The sequence below is a fragment of the Oerskovia merdavium genome, assembly GCF_014836755.1.
GTDB lineage: Bacteria > Actinomycetota > Actinomycetes > Actinomycetales > Cellulomonadaceae > Oerskovia > Oerskovia merdavium.
In genome coordinates this window covers 136,042-155,584 of the sequence record NZ_JACSQF010000013.1, presented here as the reverse complement: position 1 = coordinate 155,584, position 19,543 = coordinate 136,042, and the positions used below count along the sequence as shown (strand labels likewise).

Here is a 19,543-nt window from a genome sequence, read left to right as displayed (position 1 = left end):
CAGATCGATACTCACCTCGACATCCGTCTTCGACAGAATGTCCGCCGCATAGATACCAGCAGGACCAGCGCCGACGATAGCGACGCGCAAAGGACGGGAGCTGCTCACAGGAAAGAACGCCTTCCGATCGAGGAGGGAGAGGACGGACCGCAGGAGATGGGCGGACCGTCACGCGGGCTGTCCGGGTGAGGTCCGCGGCCGCCAACGGGAGAACCACTCGATTGTACGACTGAGGTGAACCTCAACACTGACAGGCGATCTCGCCTGATGGAACCCCGTCTTGCGATCTGAGCAATCGTTACGTGGTTCCGCGGTCGGACCCACCACGCGACGTGCACCGCCGGGTCAGCCCTCGAACCGCCGCATGAACCCGTTGTCGAACCGTGGACGCCACCCGAGCGAGCGCAACGTCGAGAAGACCGGCACCTTGATGGTCGACGGTGTGAACGACAGGGTCGCGACGTTCGACACCTCGTAGCCTCGCTCGCCCGACACCGTGACCCGCGGTGCGACGACGACCTTCAGCGACCGTGCCCCGAAGGTCTTCCCTCGGAACCCGTCCTTGCGCGCCTCGGCGTGCACGGCGCCGGCCGAGACACCTACGGCCCTGCGGGTCGAGCCGTGCAGCTCGGTGAACGCATAGGTCCCACGACGGCCGTCGAGCGTGACCACGAGCCGGAAGGTCTTGGTGACCGCTCCGGCTCCGAAGAAGGACTGCCAGCGTACGTCCCAGCCCTTCCAGGTCGCGGTGACGACAGCACCTTTGTCGGTCGGTTCTGCCGTGACCTCGTAGGGCACGTCCTCCGCGTTGAGCGACAGGAGCGCCGCGACCACGTCCTCTACCCCGGCAGGACCGACTGCCGGCACAGGGGTGCTCACTCCTCGATCCTCAGGCTCTCCTGGATCGCCCGGATCTCGACCAGCAGCTGCTCGGCCTGCGCTCCCGAGCACGAGCCCGTGACCTGCACCAGGTCCACGACGGGGCCCCGGTCGACGATCGTCGTGCGGACGGCCTGGACCAGGGTCCCTCCCTCTGCGTCCGTGAAAGCGCCCTCGATCCGGAAGCCCGGGTGTCCGGCGATCTCCCGCTCCTCGCGCCCCAGCTCGGCGTACCCGGCGAGCCCGGTCAGCTTGGTCACGACCTCGCTCACGGCGTTCTCGAGCGTGAGCTGCTTGCGCGTGCGCGACACGACCACGATGACGTTGGGCCGGAACTCACCGGGAGCCACGACCTTGGCCAGGGCGAGCGGGAGCGCGACCTCGGGAAGCGGAGCCCAGCCCTCGGGGCAGTCGATGCTGACCCGGACGGGAGCAGGGAAGTCGGCGCTGGGGTAGGAGAGCACGGTGCTCATGAACCATCCTTCGTGTCGGTTGTCGCCGTCGTGCTCGACGGCAGGACGGGGTGTCAGTCTGTCAGGCCCTCGGTGGCTCAGGCCTCCCTCCGAGGCTCCGGCCGCTCCCGTCGCCCGCGAGGCGAGCAGGTCACCAGGGCAGGAGGTCGGTCAGACCCTCGACGAGCTTCTTGGGTTCGAGGTCGACCTTCAGCCCGACGCCGCCGCCGAGGCCGAGCGCGACACCGAGGTCGATGTCGATCTCCGTGTGCTCCCATCCCGCCCTGACGTCCACGTTGGCCCGCACGCCGATCCCCGCGTAGCCGGTCGCCTCGGCGCCGACCTGGGCACCCTCGATCCCCCCAGACGCCTCGACCTTGGCCTCGGCACCGGCGAACGCCTCGGCACCGACGGCGACCCCCAGGCCGTCGGGCCCGACCGACGCCGCGGCGTCGACGCCGGCGCGCGCGCCCGCAAAGGCCTCTGCGCCGGCGTTCCCCGCGAAGATGCCGTAGCCCAGGGCTCCCTCGGCCTTGCCGCCCGCCCCGACGGCTACCCCGGCCTGCCCCTCGACCGCCAGGCCGTCGGCGCCGACGTACCCGCCCGCCCCGGTATCGGCCCGGGCTCCGGCCCAGCCGGCCAACGACCCGTCACCGTGGAAGCCGCTCGACTCGCCGAACGACCCGTCCATCTCTCCCTGGACGCCAAGCACTCCGGACACGTTCGCGCTGGCGAGGTGTGCCTTGGCATCGACAGGGCGCCTGTCGTCGAGCAGAGGGCCGTCCACCCGTTCACCGTCGAGCGTGGACAGCTCGTACGTGGGTTGATACGTCCGGTGCGGGTCGAACACCCCGCTGTTGTCGACCTTCTCTCCGGCCGCACCTCCCGTCGAGCCGTGCAACCACCACGGGGACCCTGGCACGGTCGGGCCCGCGGGACCGATCACCGGCCCCCCGCCAGAGCCGCCCGCGCCCGGCGTGCCACCTCCCCAGGCCGTCCCGCCGGACCCGACGTCCTCGCTCGTGGCCTCCTGGTCGTCGGCGTTGCGCACGAGCGCGGTGCCCGCCTCACGCAGCGCGTCGCGCGTCGTGGTGAGCACCGCGGCGCACCGCGAGGACCACAGGTCACGGAACTGCTCGGCGTCGGGCCCCTTCCAGTCCACGACGCCCAGCCGCTGCGAGATCTTCGTCTGCAACGCGTCGAGGTCCCCGGACGCCTCGTCGAAGCTCTTGCCGAGCGTCCGGAGCGCCGTGACGTCGGCACCGTAGAAAGTCACAGGTTCTCATCTCGCGTCGTCGGGCATCAGCCCCGGGGGAAGGTGGGCGACGTGCCGAAGGGGCAGACGAGAGGCACAGGACCCGAAGATCCTGCGCCCTCTCGTCTGCCCCTTCGTCGCGCGTCCTCGAGGATCAGGAAGCGTTGGAGGTGGCCTCCTGCGCGAGCGCGTTCGCCTGCGCCTTGGCGCCGGCCTCGTTGAGCGCCGTGATGACGGTCTGGAGTGCCGTCACGTGCTGACCCGACCAGTCCGAGCGGAACGCGGTGGCGTCCGGACCGTTCCACTCGACGGAGTCCAGCTTGCCCGTGAGCTTCGACTTGATGGCGTCGACGTCCGAGGCGGCCTGGATGAGCTCGGTCGAGAGCTGCTTGACCTGCTCGACGTTGAGGCCCCAGTAGTTGCTCATGTGCTGCTCCTTCTTTCAGGGCCACCCCCTGCGGGCGACCTCGTCATGTTCTCGACACGGAGTACTCAACCATGTCGTTCTTCCCTCGTACATGGGGACAGCTCCCCATGGGTGAAGGGCTACTCAGGAAGGGCGATCTGCACCTTCCGCGAGCGCCCGGACACGACGAGGAATCCTCGTCCGGCCGGGAACTCCGCGCGACGGATCCGCCCCAGCGACGTGCCGAGGAGGATGTCTCCGTCGGTGTCCCCGGGAGTCAGGATCAGCCCGCTCCGGCCCGCCTTGAACGGCTTCGCCAAGGTCCACGCCTGGCTCCACGTCGAGCTCTCGGACTCGCCGACCACGAGCTGGTCGGTCCGGACGAGGACCTGGACGAGCTTGTCGAGGACGGACTCCGCGGGCGTGCCCGTGAGCTCGGTGAGGTTCTCGACCACCAGGACGAGGTCACCACGGCCGAGCTGTCCTCCCTCGGCCTGCGCCTTGATCGACTCGACGACGGGGACGATCTCCTCGGGGCTCGTCGCGGCGGTGTCCCACACGGGCAGCGCCGAGATGGGCGTCGGGCGGGGCGAGAAGTACACGATCCGTGTCCCGGGACGCGCGCGCCGGACCGCCTGGGCGATCGTCACGAGCGCGGTCGTCCGGCCGCCGACGGGCGGGCCGCCCAGCAGGAACGTGCCGCGCTCGGGCAACGTGACCGGGGCGATGTCGAGGTCGTCGAGACCGATGACCGGCGCGCCGCCCACCGACGCGGGCAGCGAGGAGAGCGGGATCGAGTCGGGGAGCTTCTCGATCGACGGAGCCTGCGGGACCCCGTTGCGCACCATCGCGTCGCGCAGCCTGCTGATCTCGCGCGACTGGATCGAGACGTTGGCGTCCCCACCCAGGACGGCGACCTGGACCTCGTTGCCCGCGAGGACGCCCCGACCGGGCGGCGAGGCCGGGGTCAGGACGTCGCGAGGCACCCCGACCATCAGGTAGTCGTCGGGGTTCGCGAGGCGCAGCACGAGCCGGCGCTGGATCGTGCTGCCCAGCGAGGTGGGCACGGCGCTCGGCCGGTCCCCGGTGATGATCACGTGCACGCCCACCTGACGCCCGTCGGTCGCGAGCTGGGAGAAGGCGGCCCACACGGGGAACCACGGCGTGGCCTTGAGGTCGTACTCGTCGCGGAACGCGCCGATCCCGTCGACGAGGAGCAGGATGCGGGGTTCCTGCGGGGCACCGGCCAGGGACCGGTACTCCCCGATGGTGCCGGCGCGCACGGCCGCGTACCGCACCGAGCGGTCGTCCACGATGCCGCGCAGCATCCGCAGGACGCGGGTCACACGCTCGGCGTCGTCGCCCGCGATGACAGCGCCGACGTGCGGCAGGTCCTCGAGCATCCGCAGGCCGCTGGCCCCGCAGTCGATCGCGTAGACCTGGACCGGGCCGCCACGGGCCGTGATCGCGGCCGAGACCGCTATCGACCGCAGGGTGGCGCTCTTGCCAGAGCCGCCGGTGCCGAAGATCGCCATGTTCCCGTCGCGGTCGGGCTCGTAGAAGACGGTCGGCTGCTTCTGCGACGCCGGGTCGTCGACGACTCCCAGGAGGAGCAGCTCGTCGGTGCGCGGGTTGGGCAAGAGCGCCAGGTCGTAGGTCCGGGCGAGCTCGTCGAGCCACGGCTTGCGAGGGGCCGGGACGGCCGCGCCCTGGGCCGCGCGCGCGATCGTCGCCACGGCCCGGGCGATGTCGTTCGGGCCGGGGTCGGTGACCTCCTCGACGTCGGGGGCCGGGATCTCCCACGAGGTGCCCGTCCCGAAGGACATCTCCTCGACGTCGAGCCGAGGACGCTGGGGCCGGTCGGTCGTCCATCCGCCCGCGTACCCCGTCTGGAACGGGGTGATCCGCCCGGGCCCGGTCTTGACCGCGCCTCGGCCCGGGATCGACGGGTCGAAGTGCGCAGCGAGCGGGATGCCCAGGATGTCGGTCGAGTCGGCCTCGTCGGCCATGCGCAGCGCGACGCGGAGGTTCGTGTTGGCCCGCAGGTTGTCCTTGATGACCCCCGCTGGTCGCTGGGTCGCGAGGATGAGGTGCAGCCCGAGCGAGCGTCCGCGCTGGGCGACGTCGACGACGCCGTCGACGAACTCCGGGACCTCGTTGACGAGGGCCGCGAACTCGTCGACGACGATCAGCAGGCTCGGCGGCGCCTCGGGATCGCCCGTGCGCTCGAGCGAGACGAGGTCCTTGGCCTTCTTCCGGTTGAGCAGGTGCTCCCGGTACCGCAGCTCGGCGCGCAGCGACGTGAGCGCCCGACGCACCAGGTGGGGCGAGAGGTCGGTCACGAGGCCCACGGTGTGCGGCAGGTTCACGCAGTCCGCGAACGCCGCCCCGCCCTTGTAGTCGACGAACAGGAACGTGACCCGGTCGGGGCTGTGCGCGGCGGCCATGCCCAGCACCCACGACTGGAGGAACTCGGACTTGCCGGCGCCGGTCGTCCCGCCGACGAGCGCGTGCGGGCCCTGGGTGCGCAGGTCGAGGTGGAGCGGCTCGGTGCCCGAGTGCCCGACGAGCGCGTGCAGGGTCGCGTCGGACTTGCGGCGCACGGGCGCCGACCCGTCGCGCACGGTCAACGAGTGGTTCTCGCGCCAGCGCTCGACCAGGGCGTCCGGGTCGCTCAGCAGCGCCTGGCCCGCGAGCGACACGAACGACACCGAGCGCGGGAGGTCCGAGTCGTCGTCGATCGGTGCACCGACGTCGACCACGGGGGCCAGAGCGCGCGCCAGCTCGTGCGCGGTCGCGAGGTCCACCTGCTCGCACGTCACGGGGAAGGTGAGGCGTCCGACGCGGACCTCGCCCGACGTCGCTCCCCCGTCGCCCGTCAGGACGAACGTGCGGCACGCGGCGGGCAGCTGCTCCACGGTCGGGGCGATCCACACGACGTGCACCCCCACGTCCGCGCCTCGCTCTGCGAGACGGGTCGTGCGGGACCGGTCCACGGGGGCATCGTCCTCGACGAGCACGACGACGGTCGGCAGCACCGGCGCCTCGAGGTCGTCGAGCTCCTTGGCAGGGTCGACGCCGCCACGGTCCCGGGCGCGCTCGCCCAGGTCCGCGCCGCGCGACTCGACCAGGTCCTCGAGCCGCGACAGGAGCGACGCGCCTGCGCCGGGGTTGTCCGCGAGGTGGTCACCGGCGAGGGGGCTGTGCGGCGAGCCCGTGTGGGGCAGCCACTCGAGCCACTCCCAGTCGACCCGCGACCGGGGCGACGTGAGCGCGGCGACGACGAGCTCGGCGGGAGAGTGGAGCACGACGAGCTGGACCAGGATCCCGCGCCCCACGCCGTCGACCGTCCCGGCGGGCCCCGTGATGCCCAGGCCACCGCTCGACCGCAGGTGCGCGACCACGGGCACGCCGTCGATGTAGGAGCACTCGGCCTGCAGCTTCTCGAGCTCCTGCCAGTAGACCGGCAGCGTGTCGTTGTTGCCCAGGTCGTCGAGCTGGACGCGAGAGACCCCTCGTCCGAGCCCGATCCGCACGCTCAGGAAGGCCTGGTGCTCGGGCCTGTGGGTCCAGAGCAGGGCGCCGAGACGTCGTACGGCGTCCACCGTGTCGGCGACCGACGGCGTCTCGGCGAGCCGCACGGCACGCTCGACCGCATGGGTCCGCTCGATGGTCTCGCGCATGGCCGCGACCGAGGCCGTGAACTGCTCGACCTGCGCCTTGAACCGTCGCTTGGCCTGGACCTTCTGGTCGACGTAGTTGCCGATCATCAGGATGGGGCTCAGCGCGATGAAGACGACCGACATGAAGTCCTTGCGGACCATCCAGAGCACGACACCCATGACCAGCGGAGCAGCCATGGCCAGCCACGGGAAGCGCGCAGGCTGGAGGGGCTGTGGCGGCTTGGGGGCCTTGAGCGTCCGCTCGGGGAAGCGGGCCACGACGCGCGGGGACCGGTTGAACTCGACGATCGGGCTCGTCGGGGCGAGGCTGCCGCTGCGCTGCAGCGCCACGACCGCGACGACCGAGCCGCCGACGTCCACCGTGTCGGCCGAGGTGAGGGTCGCACGCGCCATGCGCTCGCCGCCCATGACCAGGCCGTTGGCCGAGTTGGTGTCGACGATCTCGATGGACTCCCCGACCGTCAGCCGCGCGTGCCGCTTGGACACGAGCGGGTCGTCGAGCCGGACGTCCATGTCACGGTCGCGACCGAGATAGCTCGTGCCCACGGGCAGCGGGAACTCCCTGCCCGCGTCCGGGCCCGAGAGCACGCGCAGCACGGCGGCGGCCGGACCCCGGTCCTGACCGGGGGCCTCGAACTGCTCCGAGACGCGGACGATCGAGACCGTCGCCCCGGACCGCAGCCCCGCCTCGATCAGGTCGCTCGTCGGGGACAGGACCCGGCCCTGGGACGCGCTCGACGCGTCGTCGACCTGGAGCGTGAGCCGGTCCGGGGCGACCGCACCGGCGCGCACGGGGTCGCCCGAGTAGAGCGCCTCGGCGATGTCGCGCACGGTCGCCGTGGCGTCGGCCGTGACCGCGACGTTGGTCAGGGTCGAGTCCGGGCGGTGCAGGGTCAGCTTGATGCGCACAGGAGAGGTCCTCGGTCAGACCGGCGCGAGCGCCGGGACGGTCGGGGGGAACGTGTCCCGGTGGTCAGTCGCTCGGCAGGTCGAGCAGGGAGAGGTCGTCGGAGGTCACGAGCCGCGACGCGACCGCGTACTCGACGAGGCGAGCGCGCCGGTTCGTGGCGAGCGCGCCCGGACCTCCACGCAGGCCCTTGACGCCGATCCGGTCGAGCTTGTCGCACACGTTGTCGAGCTTGCGGTTGAACCGCGTCGTGGCCCATCCGAGCCGACGCGCGGCGTCCGCCGAGGTCGGGATCTCCGAGAGTCCTGTCCCGTCCCGACGGAGCATGGGCTCGGCGAGCGCGACCATGAGCTGCTTCTGGCTGACCGTGAAGCTCGTCATGCCGATCGTGGTCGCGCCGTCGGCAGGCTCCTCCGAGCGGATCTCCTGGTACGGGGCGCCCGCGAGCTGGACCATGACCTCGTAGGTCGTGGGGCCCGCGGTGAAGACGATCGAGGTCGAGGCGAAGACGAGCGGGAGCCTGTTGCCCGGCGACAGCCAGGACTGCACTCCCCCGCCCGCGTCGCAGATGGTCGCGGAGATGAGCGAGCCCACGTTCGCGAGCCACCAGATCCCGTTCTCGTGCGTGATCCGCAGGAAGCGTCGGTGCAGGTAGGGGTTGTCCTCGATCTCGAGGTCGCCGTCGCGCCCGATGTCGAACTCCTCCCCGGGCACGGGGCGGAACCACTCGCCGCAGAACTCGATCGCGAGGTCGCTCATTCCGGCTCGCACTTCGTGAAGGGCTTGGACGGTCTTCCGTCGCGCTTGACCGTGATCTCGATGCAGACCTTCTCGCCCTTCGCCGCCTCGTACCTCACCACGTTGAAGGACACCTCCTCGGGCTTCTCGTCGGCCGTCGGGTCCTCGACCCGACGGATCGAGAACATGTCGCCCTCCTGCCAGCCCTCGGGGTACTCGATCTTGAAGGCCACCTGCCCCAGGTCGTCCACGTACCCGGACGTCACGGTCGTGACGGGGTGCACGATGTCGCCCAGGTTGTCGTTCGGGAGGTCGCCCGCATCGGCCGCCTCGGAGTTCTCGGCACTCGGCCGGTCGTCGGTGTCCGCTTCTGCCTGACCCCCACCGGGCGGGTTGAGGAGCACGAAGATCCCGACCACCACGAGCACCAGGACACCTGCGGCGACCAGGAGCGGCCAGACCTGCCGCCTGGGCGCGGGGGCCGCGGACGGCCCGGGGTCCAGGGGCGCCTCGACGCCGACACGGTGCACGGTGTCGTCGACCGGTGGACCCCAGGCCCCCGTGTGCTGCGGGGCGCCACCCGGCGCGGGCCGCTGCGGGACGAACCCGCCCCCCGACGGCGGCACATGGGTCGGCAGCACGGGCGCCTGCTGGTAGGGGGTGGGCTGCGCCGGCGCCTGCGGCGCCGCGACCGAACCCACCGGGGTGCCGTACTGGCCCGCGGACTGTGTCCCGGTCGCGAGCTGCGCACGCCCGCTCGAGGTCACGGGGGCGTACGGAAGCTGCGACGGGTCCTGCCGGTAGACGGGGGTCGTCCCGTTCGTCGTGGTCCGGCCGCCCGACGGGTGCGAGCCGGACGTTCCGCCCGGGACTCCCCGAGGGTCGATCGAGACGATCGCGCGCAGCCGCGTGCCGCCGTCGTCGTCGGGCTCGTCCTCCTGCGTGAGGCCCGAGTCGTCGAGGACGTCGATCGGGGTGACGGCGTACGACAGCTCGTTCTGGACCTGCTGGAGCGCACGCGCGAACGCGAGCATGCTCGGGTAGCGCGACGCGGGGTTCTTGGCCATCGCCGTGCCGAGCACCCGCTCGAGCGAGGCCGGGACGTCGGTGCGTCCCGTCGGCAGCAGCGGCGTCGACTCGATGCGGGTGATGAGGCTCGCGCTCGAGTTGGACCCGCCGGGGAGCTCGAACGGCGCGCGCCCGGCCAGCAGGGTGTAGGTCGTGGCGGCCAGCGCCCAGACGTCGGTCTCCTTGCCCGCCCACGGGTTCTCGGCGAACGACTCGGGGGGCGACCACGGGATGGACATGCCCTCGGCCCGGGACGCGTCGTCGAGCGTCGAGGAGATACCGAAGTCTGTGAGCGCCGGGTGTCCGTACTCGGTGACCAGGATGTTCGCAGGCTTGATGTCGCGGTGCAGGATCCCGGCCCGGTGCGCGGTCTCGACCGCGCCGGCGATCTGGACGGCGATCCGCAGGACCTCGGCCACGCTGAGCCGCTCGGTCCGGTAGCGCGCGCCGAGGTTGGGCCGCGAGCAGTACTCCATCGCGAGGTAGGGCCGGCCGTCGGACGCGACGCTCGCCTCGTACATCGTCACGATCGACGGGTGGGTCGACAGCGTCGCCATGAGGTCGGCCTCGACGTCGAACGCCGCGCGCTGGGACTCGCTCGACCACTCGTGCAGCAGGACCTTGATCGCGACGCGCCGCCGCGGACGCTGCTGCTGGTACAGGAAGACGTCGGAGAAGCCGCCGGAGCCGACGACCGAGACGTACTCGTACCCGTCGATCAGGGGCGGCGGCGACGGGGCGCGCTTGGAGCTCATAGCAGTCCTTCGAAGACGAACGTCACGCCGTCGCCGACGTCGACGACGTCGTGGGACGCGACCATCATGGGCTCACCGGGGTGCAGGCGGCGTGGCGGCTGGCCGGGGCGCAGGACCGTGGTGCCGTTGGTCGTGTTGAGGTCGCACACCAGGACGTGCCAGCCCTCGAGCTGGATCTCGACGTGCGAGCGCGAGATGTCCTGCTCAGGGCTGGGGACGGCCACGAGCCGGGGCAGGTCGTTGCTCTGCGCGCGCGTGGTCCGGGGTCTGCGCCCCAGGACCACGGGACGGTCGAGCTCGACGACCTGACCGTTGGACAACGTGAAGCGGCCGAGCGACGGGCGCGTGACCAGGTGGGCGTCGCCGTCGAGCGGGGCGCCACAGCGGCCGCACGTGTCGCGCGACGCAGGATTGGCATGCTCCTCGCGGCACACGCGCGCGAGGATCTGCTGCGACCCGGGAGCGGGTGGCGGCGAGAAGATGGGCCCTGCCCCGGCCGGCGGCGCGGGGGGCGCCTCCGGAGCCGGGGTCGGGGCGGGGAGCGGAGGTACCCCCGCACCGCCGACCTGGGCCCGGAGGTCCGCGATGACCGACGAGAAGACCGTGTGCCCGTCGTGGTCGTCGGCCTCCGCAGCGAGATTCGGGGCCGGTGCGATCGCGCTCGGCTCGTGCGCGACGTCGAAGGCGCGGGCCGCGGCGGCCGGTGTCGCCCCGGTCCACTCGCGCGGGACGCCGGCGATCATGCCGGCCTCGTCCTCGGGCTCGTCGTCGGACGACGGCGCGGAGCCTTCTGGCGTACCGGGGGCGACGGGCGGCACGGAGGGCGCAGGGCCGCTCGCGTCCTCGTCCTGACCGTCCTCGTCGACCCGGATCGCAGCGTCCTCGACCCGCCGCCCGCCCGGCCCCCGCCACTCCCAGAGGTGGCCGTACCCCGTCTCTGCCTCGGCCGGAGGGGCAGGCACGGGGCCGACGCCGGGCGAGGCGCCGTCCAGCAGGGCAGGGCTCTCGACCGCTGGGGCCGGTCGCTCGAGGTCGGGAGCGATCGTGGCCTCGGGAGCGATCGTGGCCTCGGGGGCGATGGTCTCCTCGGACGCGTCGACCTGGTCACGGTCGACCGCCGCTCCCGGGCTGTGCCCCACCGGGTCCACGGGAGCGTGCGCGACCAGAGCGTCCCGCAGTGCATCCTCCGCCCCGAGAACCTCGTCGCCCGGCCCGTCACCCGCGAGGGGAGTACCGGCCAGACCCGCCGGGCTCGCGACCACTGCGTCCGCCGACGACGGCTCGACCGCAGGAGCGGCAGGCGGCGGCCCCCAGGCGAGCGCGTCGAGCGACAGGGGCGCAGGGACGCGCGCCGGAGCGTCGGCGACCTCGGGGAGCTGCGCCGTCGAAGGCTCGGCGACCGGAGCCGAGGGAACCTCCACGAGGTCCTGCACGATCCTGGACGCCAGCACGACGCCCTCCCGCAGGGGCAGCCCGACCAGGGCGACCTGGCCCGCCGTGGCCTCGAGGTCCGTCACGGGGTCGACGCCGAGCTGTACTGCGACCGCCTCGACGCTCTCCACGGTGCGCTCGGACCACGTCGAGACGTCGTCGCCGTCCACGTGGATGCTCCCGGTCGGGGTGCGCAGGGTGACAGAGACGTCGCCGCGCACCGCGACCTGGACGCGCCGCCCGGAGACCACGGCGACCGCGAACGACGGCATGGTGCGCAGCGTGGCGCCCAGGACGACGGTCAGCAGCTGGATGACCTCGATGACCTCGGTCTCCGCGTCGCCCGACGCGTCGAGCCGATCCCACAGGGCCCGCACGAGCTCGCTCGTCGCGCCGTCGGGCAGGACGACGATCGCCCCGCCTCGGACGAACCCGAACGCGCTCCCCGTGTCGTAGCGCAGTCTCACGACCTGTCCCCCATCTGCAAGTGGATCTCGCGCGGCAAGGTGTCCTCATCGGTGTAGCCCAGGGCGTCCCGGGGGGTCGTGGACCCGTCGCTGGTGTCCTGCCACGCCCCGGTCGCGTCGACGACGACCACGGTGATGTTATCGCGACCACCAGCGACGATGGCCTCGTTGACCAGCAGGTCGGCCGCGCACTGGGGGTCGGGCTGTGCCAGGAGGATCTCGGCGATCCGTTCGTCCGACAGCTCGCCCGTCAGGCCGTCGGAGCACACGAGCATGCGGTCCCTCGCCTCGATGGGGATCCAGCAGAAGTCCGGTTCGGGCGGGAGCGCGGCCCCGACGGCTCGCGTCACGACGTGACGTCGCGGGTGCGTGAGCGCCTGGGTCGGGGTGAGCAGGCCGGCGTCCACCATCTCCTGGACCTCCGAGTGGTCGACGCTGAGCTGCTCGAGGACACCGTGCGACATCTGGTACGTCCGCGAGTCGCCGATGTTCACCACGAGCCAGTACGGCACGCCCTCCTGCTCGGCCACCACGACACCCGTCACGGTCGTCCCGGCCCCCCGGCCCGGTTCGGTACTGATCGCCCGCACGTCGTCCTGGGCGACGCCCAACCGTTCACGGACGTCCTCCGGGCCGACCTTGCCGAGCGCCCCGAGCGGGCGCAGCGCGTCGATCGCCGCGGCGCTCGCGACCTCGCCCGCGTCGTGCCCGCCCATGCCGTCGGCCACGAAGAAGACCGACCGGTCCGCGAGGAAGCGGTCCTCGTTGAGGAGCCGGCGGGCCCCGCGGTGAGAGCTCGCCCCCCAGGCCAGGTGCACCCCGGTCGTGCTCGCGCTCACGCGGCACCACCCGGGTGGACCGTGAGTCGGCGGTCGCCGACCTGCACCACGGACCCCACGGTCACGACGGCCCGGACGCCGGCCTCGAGCACCTGAGGGGCGCCACCGGGGCGGGTCAGGATGGTCCCGTTCGTCGAACCGCGGTCGACGAGCCAGAGCCCGTCCGCGTCGACGCCCATCTCGGCATGCGTCTTGGAGACCGAGCGGGTCGGGTCCTCGACGGCGACCAGGACCACGGAGCCCTCCCCGGTCGCCTGCGGGTTGCGGCCGATCAGCGCCGAGCCCGTCACGGTGACCCGACGGCCCGACTCGAGCTCGAGCACGAACCCGTCCGGGGTGTCCCGCCGGACGTCGCTCACGCTGAACCGGGTGCTGTCCCAGTCGGGATCCTCGTCGGCCGCCGCGGCGCTCGCCACGGGGGCGGCAGGTGCGGCGGGCGCCTGCTGGGGCGGAGCGGAAGGTGCGGCGTAGGACACGGGAGGCTGCGCCGTCGGGCCGGGAAGTCCCCCGCCCGACGACGGAGCGTCCGCGGGAGCGGAGGGCGCCACCTGGGCAGCGGGTCCCCCGGGGGCCCCCGGGACTCCCGTGATCAGGCCACCCTGGACGCCCGCCTGGGGCGCCGGAGCAGCTCCGAACGCCCACGGGTCGGGCGCGACCGGGGCCCGCTGCGCGCCGGGATATCCGGGCGCGACCGGCGCCACGTAGCCCGCGGGCGGGGTCGGCGAGTACTGGCCCGGCGTGGCAGCCGGAGCCGCGTACCCGGCGGCGGGGGTCGCGAAGGCACCCGTCGGGGGCATCGCTGCGAACTGCTCTGCGGGTGCGTGCGGCCCCGTGGGCGCGGACAGCACCGCCCCCCGGACGTCGAGGACCACGGCCTTGGCCGCCTTGTCGTGCCAGCCCTGCCCACGGCCGGACTTGTCGAAGGCCGGGGAGAGCGCCACGAGGAATTCTCCGACGCCGCACGCGATCGCCCCGAGACCGATCACGATCCACCGCAGTGCGGCGCGGCCGAAGCCCAGGGGCGAGCGGTCCTCGGCCCGGACCGTGCGCAGCCCCAGCAGGAGGTTGCCGATCGTCCGGCCGGTGCGCCCCTCCCAGAACCAGATCCCGAGCCAGTAGACGAGCCCCAGCGCGCCGGTCACGGCCCACAGGATCGTCACGCTCCCGAGCAGCTCCTCCGCCTGGGCCTGCGTCGCGACGGTCATGCCACCCGTGAGCGGCACGCCGAGGGCGGCCAGCCCACCGAGCACGACTCCCCCGGCGACGAGCCCGATCACGGCACAGTCGACGAGGAACGCGACGAAGCGGCGGCCGACACCGGCCACGGGGGCCGTGCGCCCTCCGGCCGACGAGGACATGGCGGGCAGGCCGAGCGACCCGGGCACGCCGAGCGCCCCGGGAGCTCCGGCTCCGGAAGACAGGCCCGGCACGCCGGGCTGCGAGGGACCTACGGGGAAGCCGTGCGCGCGCTGGGTCATGGCCGCGACCTCGCGCTCGGTCGTGACCCCGAGGGCGGGCTCCGACACGGGGTCCGGCCCGGGCGCCTGCGCGGGACCCGCCCCGTACGGGCTGCCGGTGCGCGGGAACCTCGTCCCGCAGACCGCGCAGAACGCGGACCCTGCGGCCTGCGTCGTGCCGCAGGCGCTGCAGGTCGTCGTCTCGGACATCACTTGTCTCCTGGCTTCGTGACGGGACCCGGCGCCGGCGTACGCGCCCACCGGACGGGCTGTCGAGAGGGACGGAACCTGGCCGGGAGCCAGGACCTCCGCGCGCCCCGCAGGGATCGTAGCGACACCGCGGCGCGAAGTCGCTGCCCGCGCGGCAGGGTGGACCGCATCCCGGTCAGCACCGCGTCGACCTCGGTCCAGAACGACTCGATCTCCTGCGGGCTCGGGTCGCCGGTCCCGAACACCTGGGCGTCGGCCGTCCGAGCGAGCGTGACCGTCGGTGCCGCGGCTGCGGGGAACGACTCGGACAGTGCGCCCGCGCCCTCCCGGCGCGTCGCACCTCCCGCGACGGGCGCACCCAGGTCCGTCGCGGCGTCGAGCACCTCACGCCAGCCACCGCTGATCCGGTCGACGGGCCGCTCGGCCTCGCGCCGCCGCTTCCGCCGCCGCGACTTGAAGGCCACGATCAGGAGCAGGGGGAGCGCGAGCAGGATCAGCGGCACCGTGACCGCGACCGCGACGAGCGCGGCCTGACCCCAGTCGAAGCCGGACGACTCGGCATCGTCCTTCTTCTCCTCGTCGTCGACCGTGCCGGCCTCGGCGTCCGCGGGCTCCTCGGGCGGCTCCGGGTCCTCGAGGACCGGGGGCTTGGGCACCTGGTCGCTCTTGGGCTCGGGCTCGATCTTGTTGTCCTCCTCCGGGATGGCGTCGACCGGCACCCACCCGTAGCCCTCGAACGGCACCTCGACCCAGGCGTGGACGTCGGCGCCCGTGGCGACGAACGGCGTGCCCTCCTCCCAGGTCTCGGGCGGGTAGAAGCCCATGACGACGCGCGCCGGGATCCCCGCGGACTGCGCCATGAGGGCGAGCGCGACCGCGAACTGCTCGTCGTCACCGACCATCTCGTCGTCGGCGAGCAGCGTGTCGATGCGCTCGGCCGAGTGCCCGGGGCGCGAGGGGAGCTGTGTCTCGAGACCGCTCGAGAAGATGCCGCTCGCGACGAGACCGGTCTTGAGGTTCTCGAGCTGGACGACGGGGTCCGTCTCCTCGGCCATGAACTGCGCGGCCTTGCCTGCGACCGAGTCGGGGACGTTGATCGAGCGCGGGAGCTTCTCGTCGAGGACCCGCGAGGACTGCAGGTCCTCGGCCGACGGGGCGGGCGCCACGAGCGCGTCGAGGCGGAACGAGTCGCCCGGGCGCAGCCCCGCCGTCGTGACCCCGGTCGCCGTGGTCGAGTTGTAGTAGGTGGTCGAGCCCAGGGCCTCGGCCCGCTCGCCCTGGTAGACGATCCCGGCGAGCGACCCGACGTCGGGCACCCACACGCCCCGGTAGGCGCCGATCGTGACCGTGACCTCGGTCGGCGTGCCCTTGGCGACCGTGGCGATCTGGTCGCCGGCACGGGTGAAGACCCCCGACCCGGACCCGGCCCCACCGCTCGAGACGTCGTAGACGACGCCGTTGTACGCGTCGAGCGTCGCGAGGCGGACGCGGGCACCCGCAGGCAGGCCCTCGACCGTGAACAGCTCGTCCTCGGTCATCTCCTTGGCGTACTTGCGGAACGACGCGAGCGGGCTGACGTACTCGTGCAGCTCGAGCGGCGGGACGACGTTCTCCCGCAGGACCGTGCGCTCGGTGTCAGGGGTGAGCACGGGGACGAGCAGGACCGCGGCGACCCCGCCGAGCGCGAGCATCGCGGCGCCGCCCCGGGCGCGGTGCCAGCGCAGGCGCCGGGTCGCCGCGAGGCTCGCCTCGGTCGTGACCTGGTGCTCCCCGAGCCGCGCCTCGGTCGCTCGCCACGCGCCCCACAGCAGACCCACGACGACCAGGACGAGGCCCTGGACCACGGGCAGCGCGGGCTCGACCGTGCCCACGAGGATCACCGCGACGAACGTCAGCGCGACGGGGACGAGCGCCCACTGGGCGTCGCGGACCCGCCACGCGAGCGTGCCCGCGACGATGGACGCGATGAAGAGCAGGAGGAACGGGACTCCACCCAGCTCCGGGAACGACTGGAGCGGCGGGACCGAGGTGACGATCTCCTTCCAGCCCGTCACCGCACCGAGCAGCAGGCCACGGAACGTGTCGAGGGTCGGCAGGACCCCGGCGACCGTGGTGCCGGGCAGCGCGAAGGGACCGCCGAGAAGCACGTAGACGAGGACCGCGGCCGCGGTGACGCTGAGCGTGCCCCAGCGGCGCCAGGCGCCGAGCCATGCGACGCCGAGGCCCAGGACCATGCCGCCGACGGCGGGGAGCAGGTACGCGGTCGAGCCCCACGCCGGACCGAACCCCACGATCGCCGCGCCGAGCATCACGACGAGCGCGATCGCGTCGAGGGCGCCCGAGCCCGTGAGGGCCCGCGGAGCCCGCGTGCCACGCGGGGCTCGGGACGTCGTCCCGTTCGAGCGGGTACCCGTCGCTGTCGAGCCTGTGGTGTGACCCGCGGGCCGGCCCTGCCAGGCGGGACCACCGGCAACCCGCCCCCGGGTGTCGTTCTGGGACATCAGTCGTTCAGCCTCCGCAGCGCGAGGGGAAGGTCGCCCAGCTCCCCGATGGTGAGCACGACGAGCTCGGCGATCCGGTGGCGGCTGACCTTGGCGCCCGGGACGCACTGGATCGCCATGACCCGGACGTCCTTCGGCAGGCGGGCCGAGGCTGCGCGCAGCTCCGTGGGTGTGACCGAGCTGCCGACCACGAGCGCGACGACCGAGGCGTCCGTGACGCTCGCGGTCGCGACGCGCGCGACGTCGACGAGGCTCGTGCGCAGCTCGCGGGTCTCGACGCGCGCGAGGTCGTCGAGGAGCCGCACACGGTTGTCCCCGCGCAGGCTGCCGTCGTTGACGAGGACCGTGAGGCCACGGTCCTCCTTGATGGCCTGGAGCCCGAGCGAGCCGCACGAGCTGACCGCGAGCTCGAACTCGTCGGGGTGGCCGTAGTCCTCGGTGCGCGTGGACAGGATCACCGCGAGGTGCGAGCGCCGCGTCTCCTCGAACTGGCGGACCATGAGCTGGCCCGTGCGGGCCGTCGTCTTCCAGTGGATGTGACGACGGTCGTCGCCCGGGACGTAGTCGCGCAGCGCGTGGAACGACACGTCGGAGTTGGAGATGTCCTGGGTCACGCGGCCCTCGAGGTCGCGCAGGAAGCCCGTCGAGGAGCCCGACAGGTTCTTGGTGCGCGGGTGGACGAACAGCTCCTCGGGGTCGGTCCAGACGACCTCGCGGCGCAGCAGCCCCAGCGGGTCGGCGCGGACCGAGCGCACGGGGCCCACGGGGATGACCGAGCGGCGGTGCGTCGGGATCGTGAAGATCTCCTCGTGGCTCGCCCCGGTGCGCAGACGCGGGACCGGGAACGAGGCCACGCCCGCACCCACGGGCAGCTCCATCACGGCGGGCAGGAGTGGGCGCGACGACTGGTTGCTCACCTCGAGCCGGCCGACCGCGCGGTCACCGACCGTGACGCGCTGCTGCCCGAGGTCCAGGTCGACCGTGTACTTGAACGTCCCGCGCACGAACGCGACGGCTGCGAGGAGCGCGACCGTCAGGACGACCGCGACCACGATCAGCTCGACCCACGAGAACAGCAGGCCGGCCCACCACGCCGCGACCGTCCCGACCAGGACCGCCCACCCGAACGGGCTCACGACCGAGACCACGGGGGCGAGCGCCTCCGCGACGGGTGTCGTCACAGGGGTGAGGAGCCCGCGCAGGCGCGTGGCCCGGCTGCCCCCGCTGCCCGACGGCGTCGCGCGCCCCGGGCGTGCGGGTGCGGCGCCGCTCGTGGTCGGGCGGGCCGGACGGCTCCACGGAGTCCGGGCGCGTCGCGACGCTGCGTCCGGGGCCCCAAGGGCCTCGGGGGCGCCGGGCGCACCCGTGGTGCTCCGAGCACCCTGGGTGCTCGGGCCCTGGGTGCTCGGGACGCCCTGGGGCGTCCGTCCGGGAGCGGGGTCTGGAGTACCGCCTGCGGCGACGGAGGTCTCGGTCGTGGTCATCAGGTCAGGCCGACCGGCGTTCCTGCGGCGCCGCGACGTCGGCCAGGAGGCGCGCGAGCACGCCCTCGTTGGTGGCCCCCGCGAACTCTGCCTCGGGGTCGAGCACGAGCCGGTGCGCCCAGGCGGGCTGTGCGAGCTCCTTGATGTCGTCCGGCAGGACGTAGTTGCGGCCGTGCGCCGCAGCCCACACCTTGGCGCACCGGACGAGCGCGAGCGCCCCACGCACCGAGACCCCGACCCGGCACTCGGCCGCGTTGCGGGTCTCCTCGGCGAGACGGGAGATGTACTCGAGCACGGCGCCGTCGACGTGGACACCCGCGGCGAGGTCGGCCATCTCCGCGACGGCCTGCGTCGTGATGAGGGCCTGGAGGGTCGCGCTGCGGTCACGCACCGAGGCCCCCTGCAGGATCTCGACCGTGGCCGCGTGGTCCGGGTACCCGAGCGACGTCTTCATGAGGAATCGGTCGAGCTGCGCCTCGGGCAGACGGTAGGTGCCGGCCTGCTCGATCGGGTTCTGGGTCGCGATGACCATGAACGGCCGGCCCACCGAGTGAGTCACGCCGTCGACCGTGATCTGCCCCTCCTCCATGACCTCCAGGAGCGCGGACTGCGTCTTGGGCGAGGCACGGTTGATCTCGTCCGCGAGGACGATCGACGCGAAGATCGGCCCCTGGTGGAACTCGAACTTCGCGGTCTTCTGGTCGTAGATCGTCACGCCCGTGACGTCGGAGGGGAGCAGGTCCGGCGTGAACTGGATCCGGTTCTGCGTGCCCTGGACGCTCGCGGCCAACGCTCGGGCCAGCGAGGTCTTGCCCGTGCCGGGCGCGTCCTCGAGGAGGATGTGGCCCTCGGAGAGCATGCACGTGAGGACCAGGCGCACGACGTGCGACTTGCCCAGCACGGCCTGGCCCACGTTGGTGACCAGACGGTCGAAGGTCTGAGCGAACCAGGCGGCCTGCTCGGGGGTCATGGTGGTCATCGGGAGGTTCCTCGTGGTCTCGGTCGTGCTGA

At 72.8% G+C, this 19,543-nt stretch carries 14 protein-coding genes; all 14 read right to left on the bottom strand.

Translation table 11 applies throughout. From position 1 onward, the window contains the following. On the bottom strand, positions 1-108 hold a 108-nt coding region (locus tag H9641_RS20230), incomplete at its 3' end, for an FAD-dependent monooxygenase (RefSeq protein ID WP_318244579.1). Between the two features lie 237 nt (positions 109-345). Further along, complete coding sequence (locus H9641_RS13565; protein WP_191804607.1) at positions 346-879, bottom strand: hypothetical protein; 534 nt, start codon at positions 877-879, stop codon at positions 346-348. Further along, positions 876-1,352, bottom strand: a complete 477-nt coding sequence (locus tag H9641_RS13560) for an LpqN/LpqT family lipoprotein (protein WP_191804605.1) — start codon at positions 1,350-1,352, stop codon at positions 876-878. The genes H9641_RS13565 and H9641_RS13560 overlap by 4 nt, the downstream gene beginning before the upstream one ends. Positions 1,353-1,482: 130 nt before the next feature. Beyond that, entirely contained in the window at positions 1,483-2,607 is a 1,125-nt protein-coding gene (locus H9641_RS13555) for a WXG100 family type VII secretion target (RefSeq protein WP_191804603.1), read from the bottom strand. Positions 2,608-2,740: 133 nt separating this feature from the next. Next, positions 2,741-3,013 carry a WXG100 family type VII secretion target gene (locus tag H9641_RS13550; RefSeq protein ID WP_191804601.1) on the bottom strand — a complete coding sequence of 91 codons (273 nt, stop codon included), beginning with the start codon at positions 3,011-3,013 and terminating at the stop codon, positions 2,741-2,743. Between the two features lie 119 nt (positions 3,014-3,132). Continuing rightward, positions 3,133-7,584, bottom strand: a complete 4,452-nt coding sequence (locus tag H9641_RS13545) for an FtsK/SpoIIIE domain-containing protein (protein WP_191804599.1) — start codon at positions 7,582-7,584, stop codon at positions 3,133-3,135. A 64-nt stretch (positions 7,585-7,648) separates the two neighbouring features. Further along, the gene (locus tag H9641_RS13540) at positions 7,649-8,341 is read right to left on the bottom strand and encodes an FHA domain-containing protein (protein WP_191804597.1); all 693 of its coding nucleotides are present in this window, start codon (positions 8,339-8,341) and stop codon (positions 7,649-7,651) included. Then, positions 8,338-10,143 carry a serine/threonine-protein kinase gene (locus H9641_RS13535; RefSeq protein WP_191804594.1) on the bottom strand — a complete coding sequence of 602 codons (1,806 nt, stop codon included), beginning with the start codon at positions 10,141-10,143 and terminating at the stop codon, positions 8,338-8,340. The genes H9641_RS13540 and H9641_RS13535 overlap by 4 nt, the downstream gene beginning before the upstream one ends. Beyond that, complete coding sequence (locus H9641_RS20225) at positions 10,140-12,041, bottom strand: FHA domain-containing protein (RefSeq protein ID WP_318244576.1); 1,902 nt, start codon at positions 12,039-12,041, stop codon at positions 10,140-10,142. Before H9641_RS20225 ends, H9641_RS13535 begins: the two co-directional genes overlap by 4 nt. Beyond that, a complete protein-coding gene (locus H9641_RS13525) occupies positions 12,038-12,880 on the bottom strand; it encodes a PP2C family protein-serine/threonine phosphatase (protein ID WP_191804592.1) in 843 nt (280 codons plus the stop codon). The genes H9641_RS20225 and H9641_RS13525 overlap by 4 nt, the downstream gene beginning before the upstream one ends. Beyond that, a complete protein-coding gene (locus H9641_RS13520; protein ID WP_191804590.1) occupies positions 12,877-14,547 on the bottom strand; it encodes an RDD family protein in 1,671 nt (556 codons plus the stop codon). Before H9641_RS13520 ends, H9641_RS13525 begins: the two co-directional genes overlap by 4 nt. Continuing rightward, a complete protein-coding gene (locus tag H9641_RS13515; protein ID WP_191804589.1) occupies positions 14,547-17,048 on the bottom strand; it encodes a transglutaminase family protein in 2,502 nt (833 codons plus the stop codon). Before H9641_RS13515 ends, H9641_RS13520 begins: the two co-directional genes overlap by 1 nt. Then, positions 17,048-18,532: a DUF58 domain-containing protein gene (locus H9641_RS13510; protein WP_191804587.1), complete on the bottom strand. Its 1,485-nt coding sequence runs from the start codon at positions 18,530-18,532 to the stop codon at positions 17,048-17,050. The genes H9641_RS13515 and H9641_RS13510 overlap by 1 nt, the downstream gene beginning before the upstream one ends. Positions 18,533-18,536: 4 nt before the next feature. Beyond that, complete coding sequence (locus tag H9641_RS13505; RefSeq protein ID WP_191804585.1) at positions 18,537-19,511, bottom strand: AAA family ATPase; 975 nt, start codon at positions 19,509-19,511, stop codon at positions 18,537-18,539. Between the last annotated feature and the right edge of the window lie 32 nt (positions 19,512-19,543).

Coding starts and splice junctions, on each gene's coding strand:
- H9641_RS13560 (WP_191804605.1), bottom strand. CDS start 1,352: ATGAGCACCGTGCTCTCCTACCCCAGCGCCGACTTCCCTGCTCCCGTC.
- H9641_RS13550 (WP_191804601.1), bottom strand. CDS start 3,013: ATGAGCAACTACTGGGGCCTCAACGTCGAGCAGGTCAAGCAGCTCTCG.
- H9641_RS13540 (WP_191804597.1), bottom strand. CDS start 8,341: ATGAGCGACCTCGCGATCGAGTTCTGCGGCGAGTGGTTCCGCCCCGTG.
- H9641_RS13535 (WP_191804594.1), bottom strand. CDS start 10,143: ATGAGCTCCAAGCGCGCCCCGTCGCCGCCGCCCCTGATCGACGGGTAC.
- H9641_RS13520 (WP_191804590.1), bottom strand. CDS start 14,547: ATGTCCGAGACGACGACCTGCAGCGCCTGCGGCACGACGCAGGCCGCA.
- H9641_RS13515 (WP_191804589.1), bottom strand. CDS start 17,048: ATGTCCCAGAACGACACCCGGGGGCGGGTTGCCGGTGGTCCCGCCTGG.
- H9641_RS13510 (WP_191804587.1), bottom strand. CDS start 18,532: ATGACCACGACCGAGACCTCCGTCGCCGCAGGCGGTACTCCAGACCCC.
- H9641_RS13505 (WP_191804585.1), bottom strand. CDS start 19,511: ATGACCACCATGACCCCCGAGCAGGCCGCCTGGTTCGCTCAGACCTTC.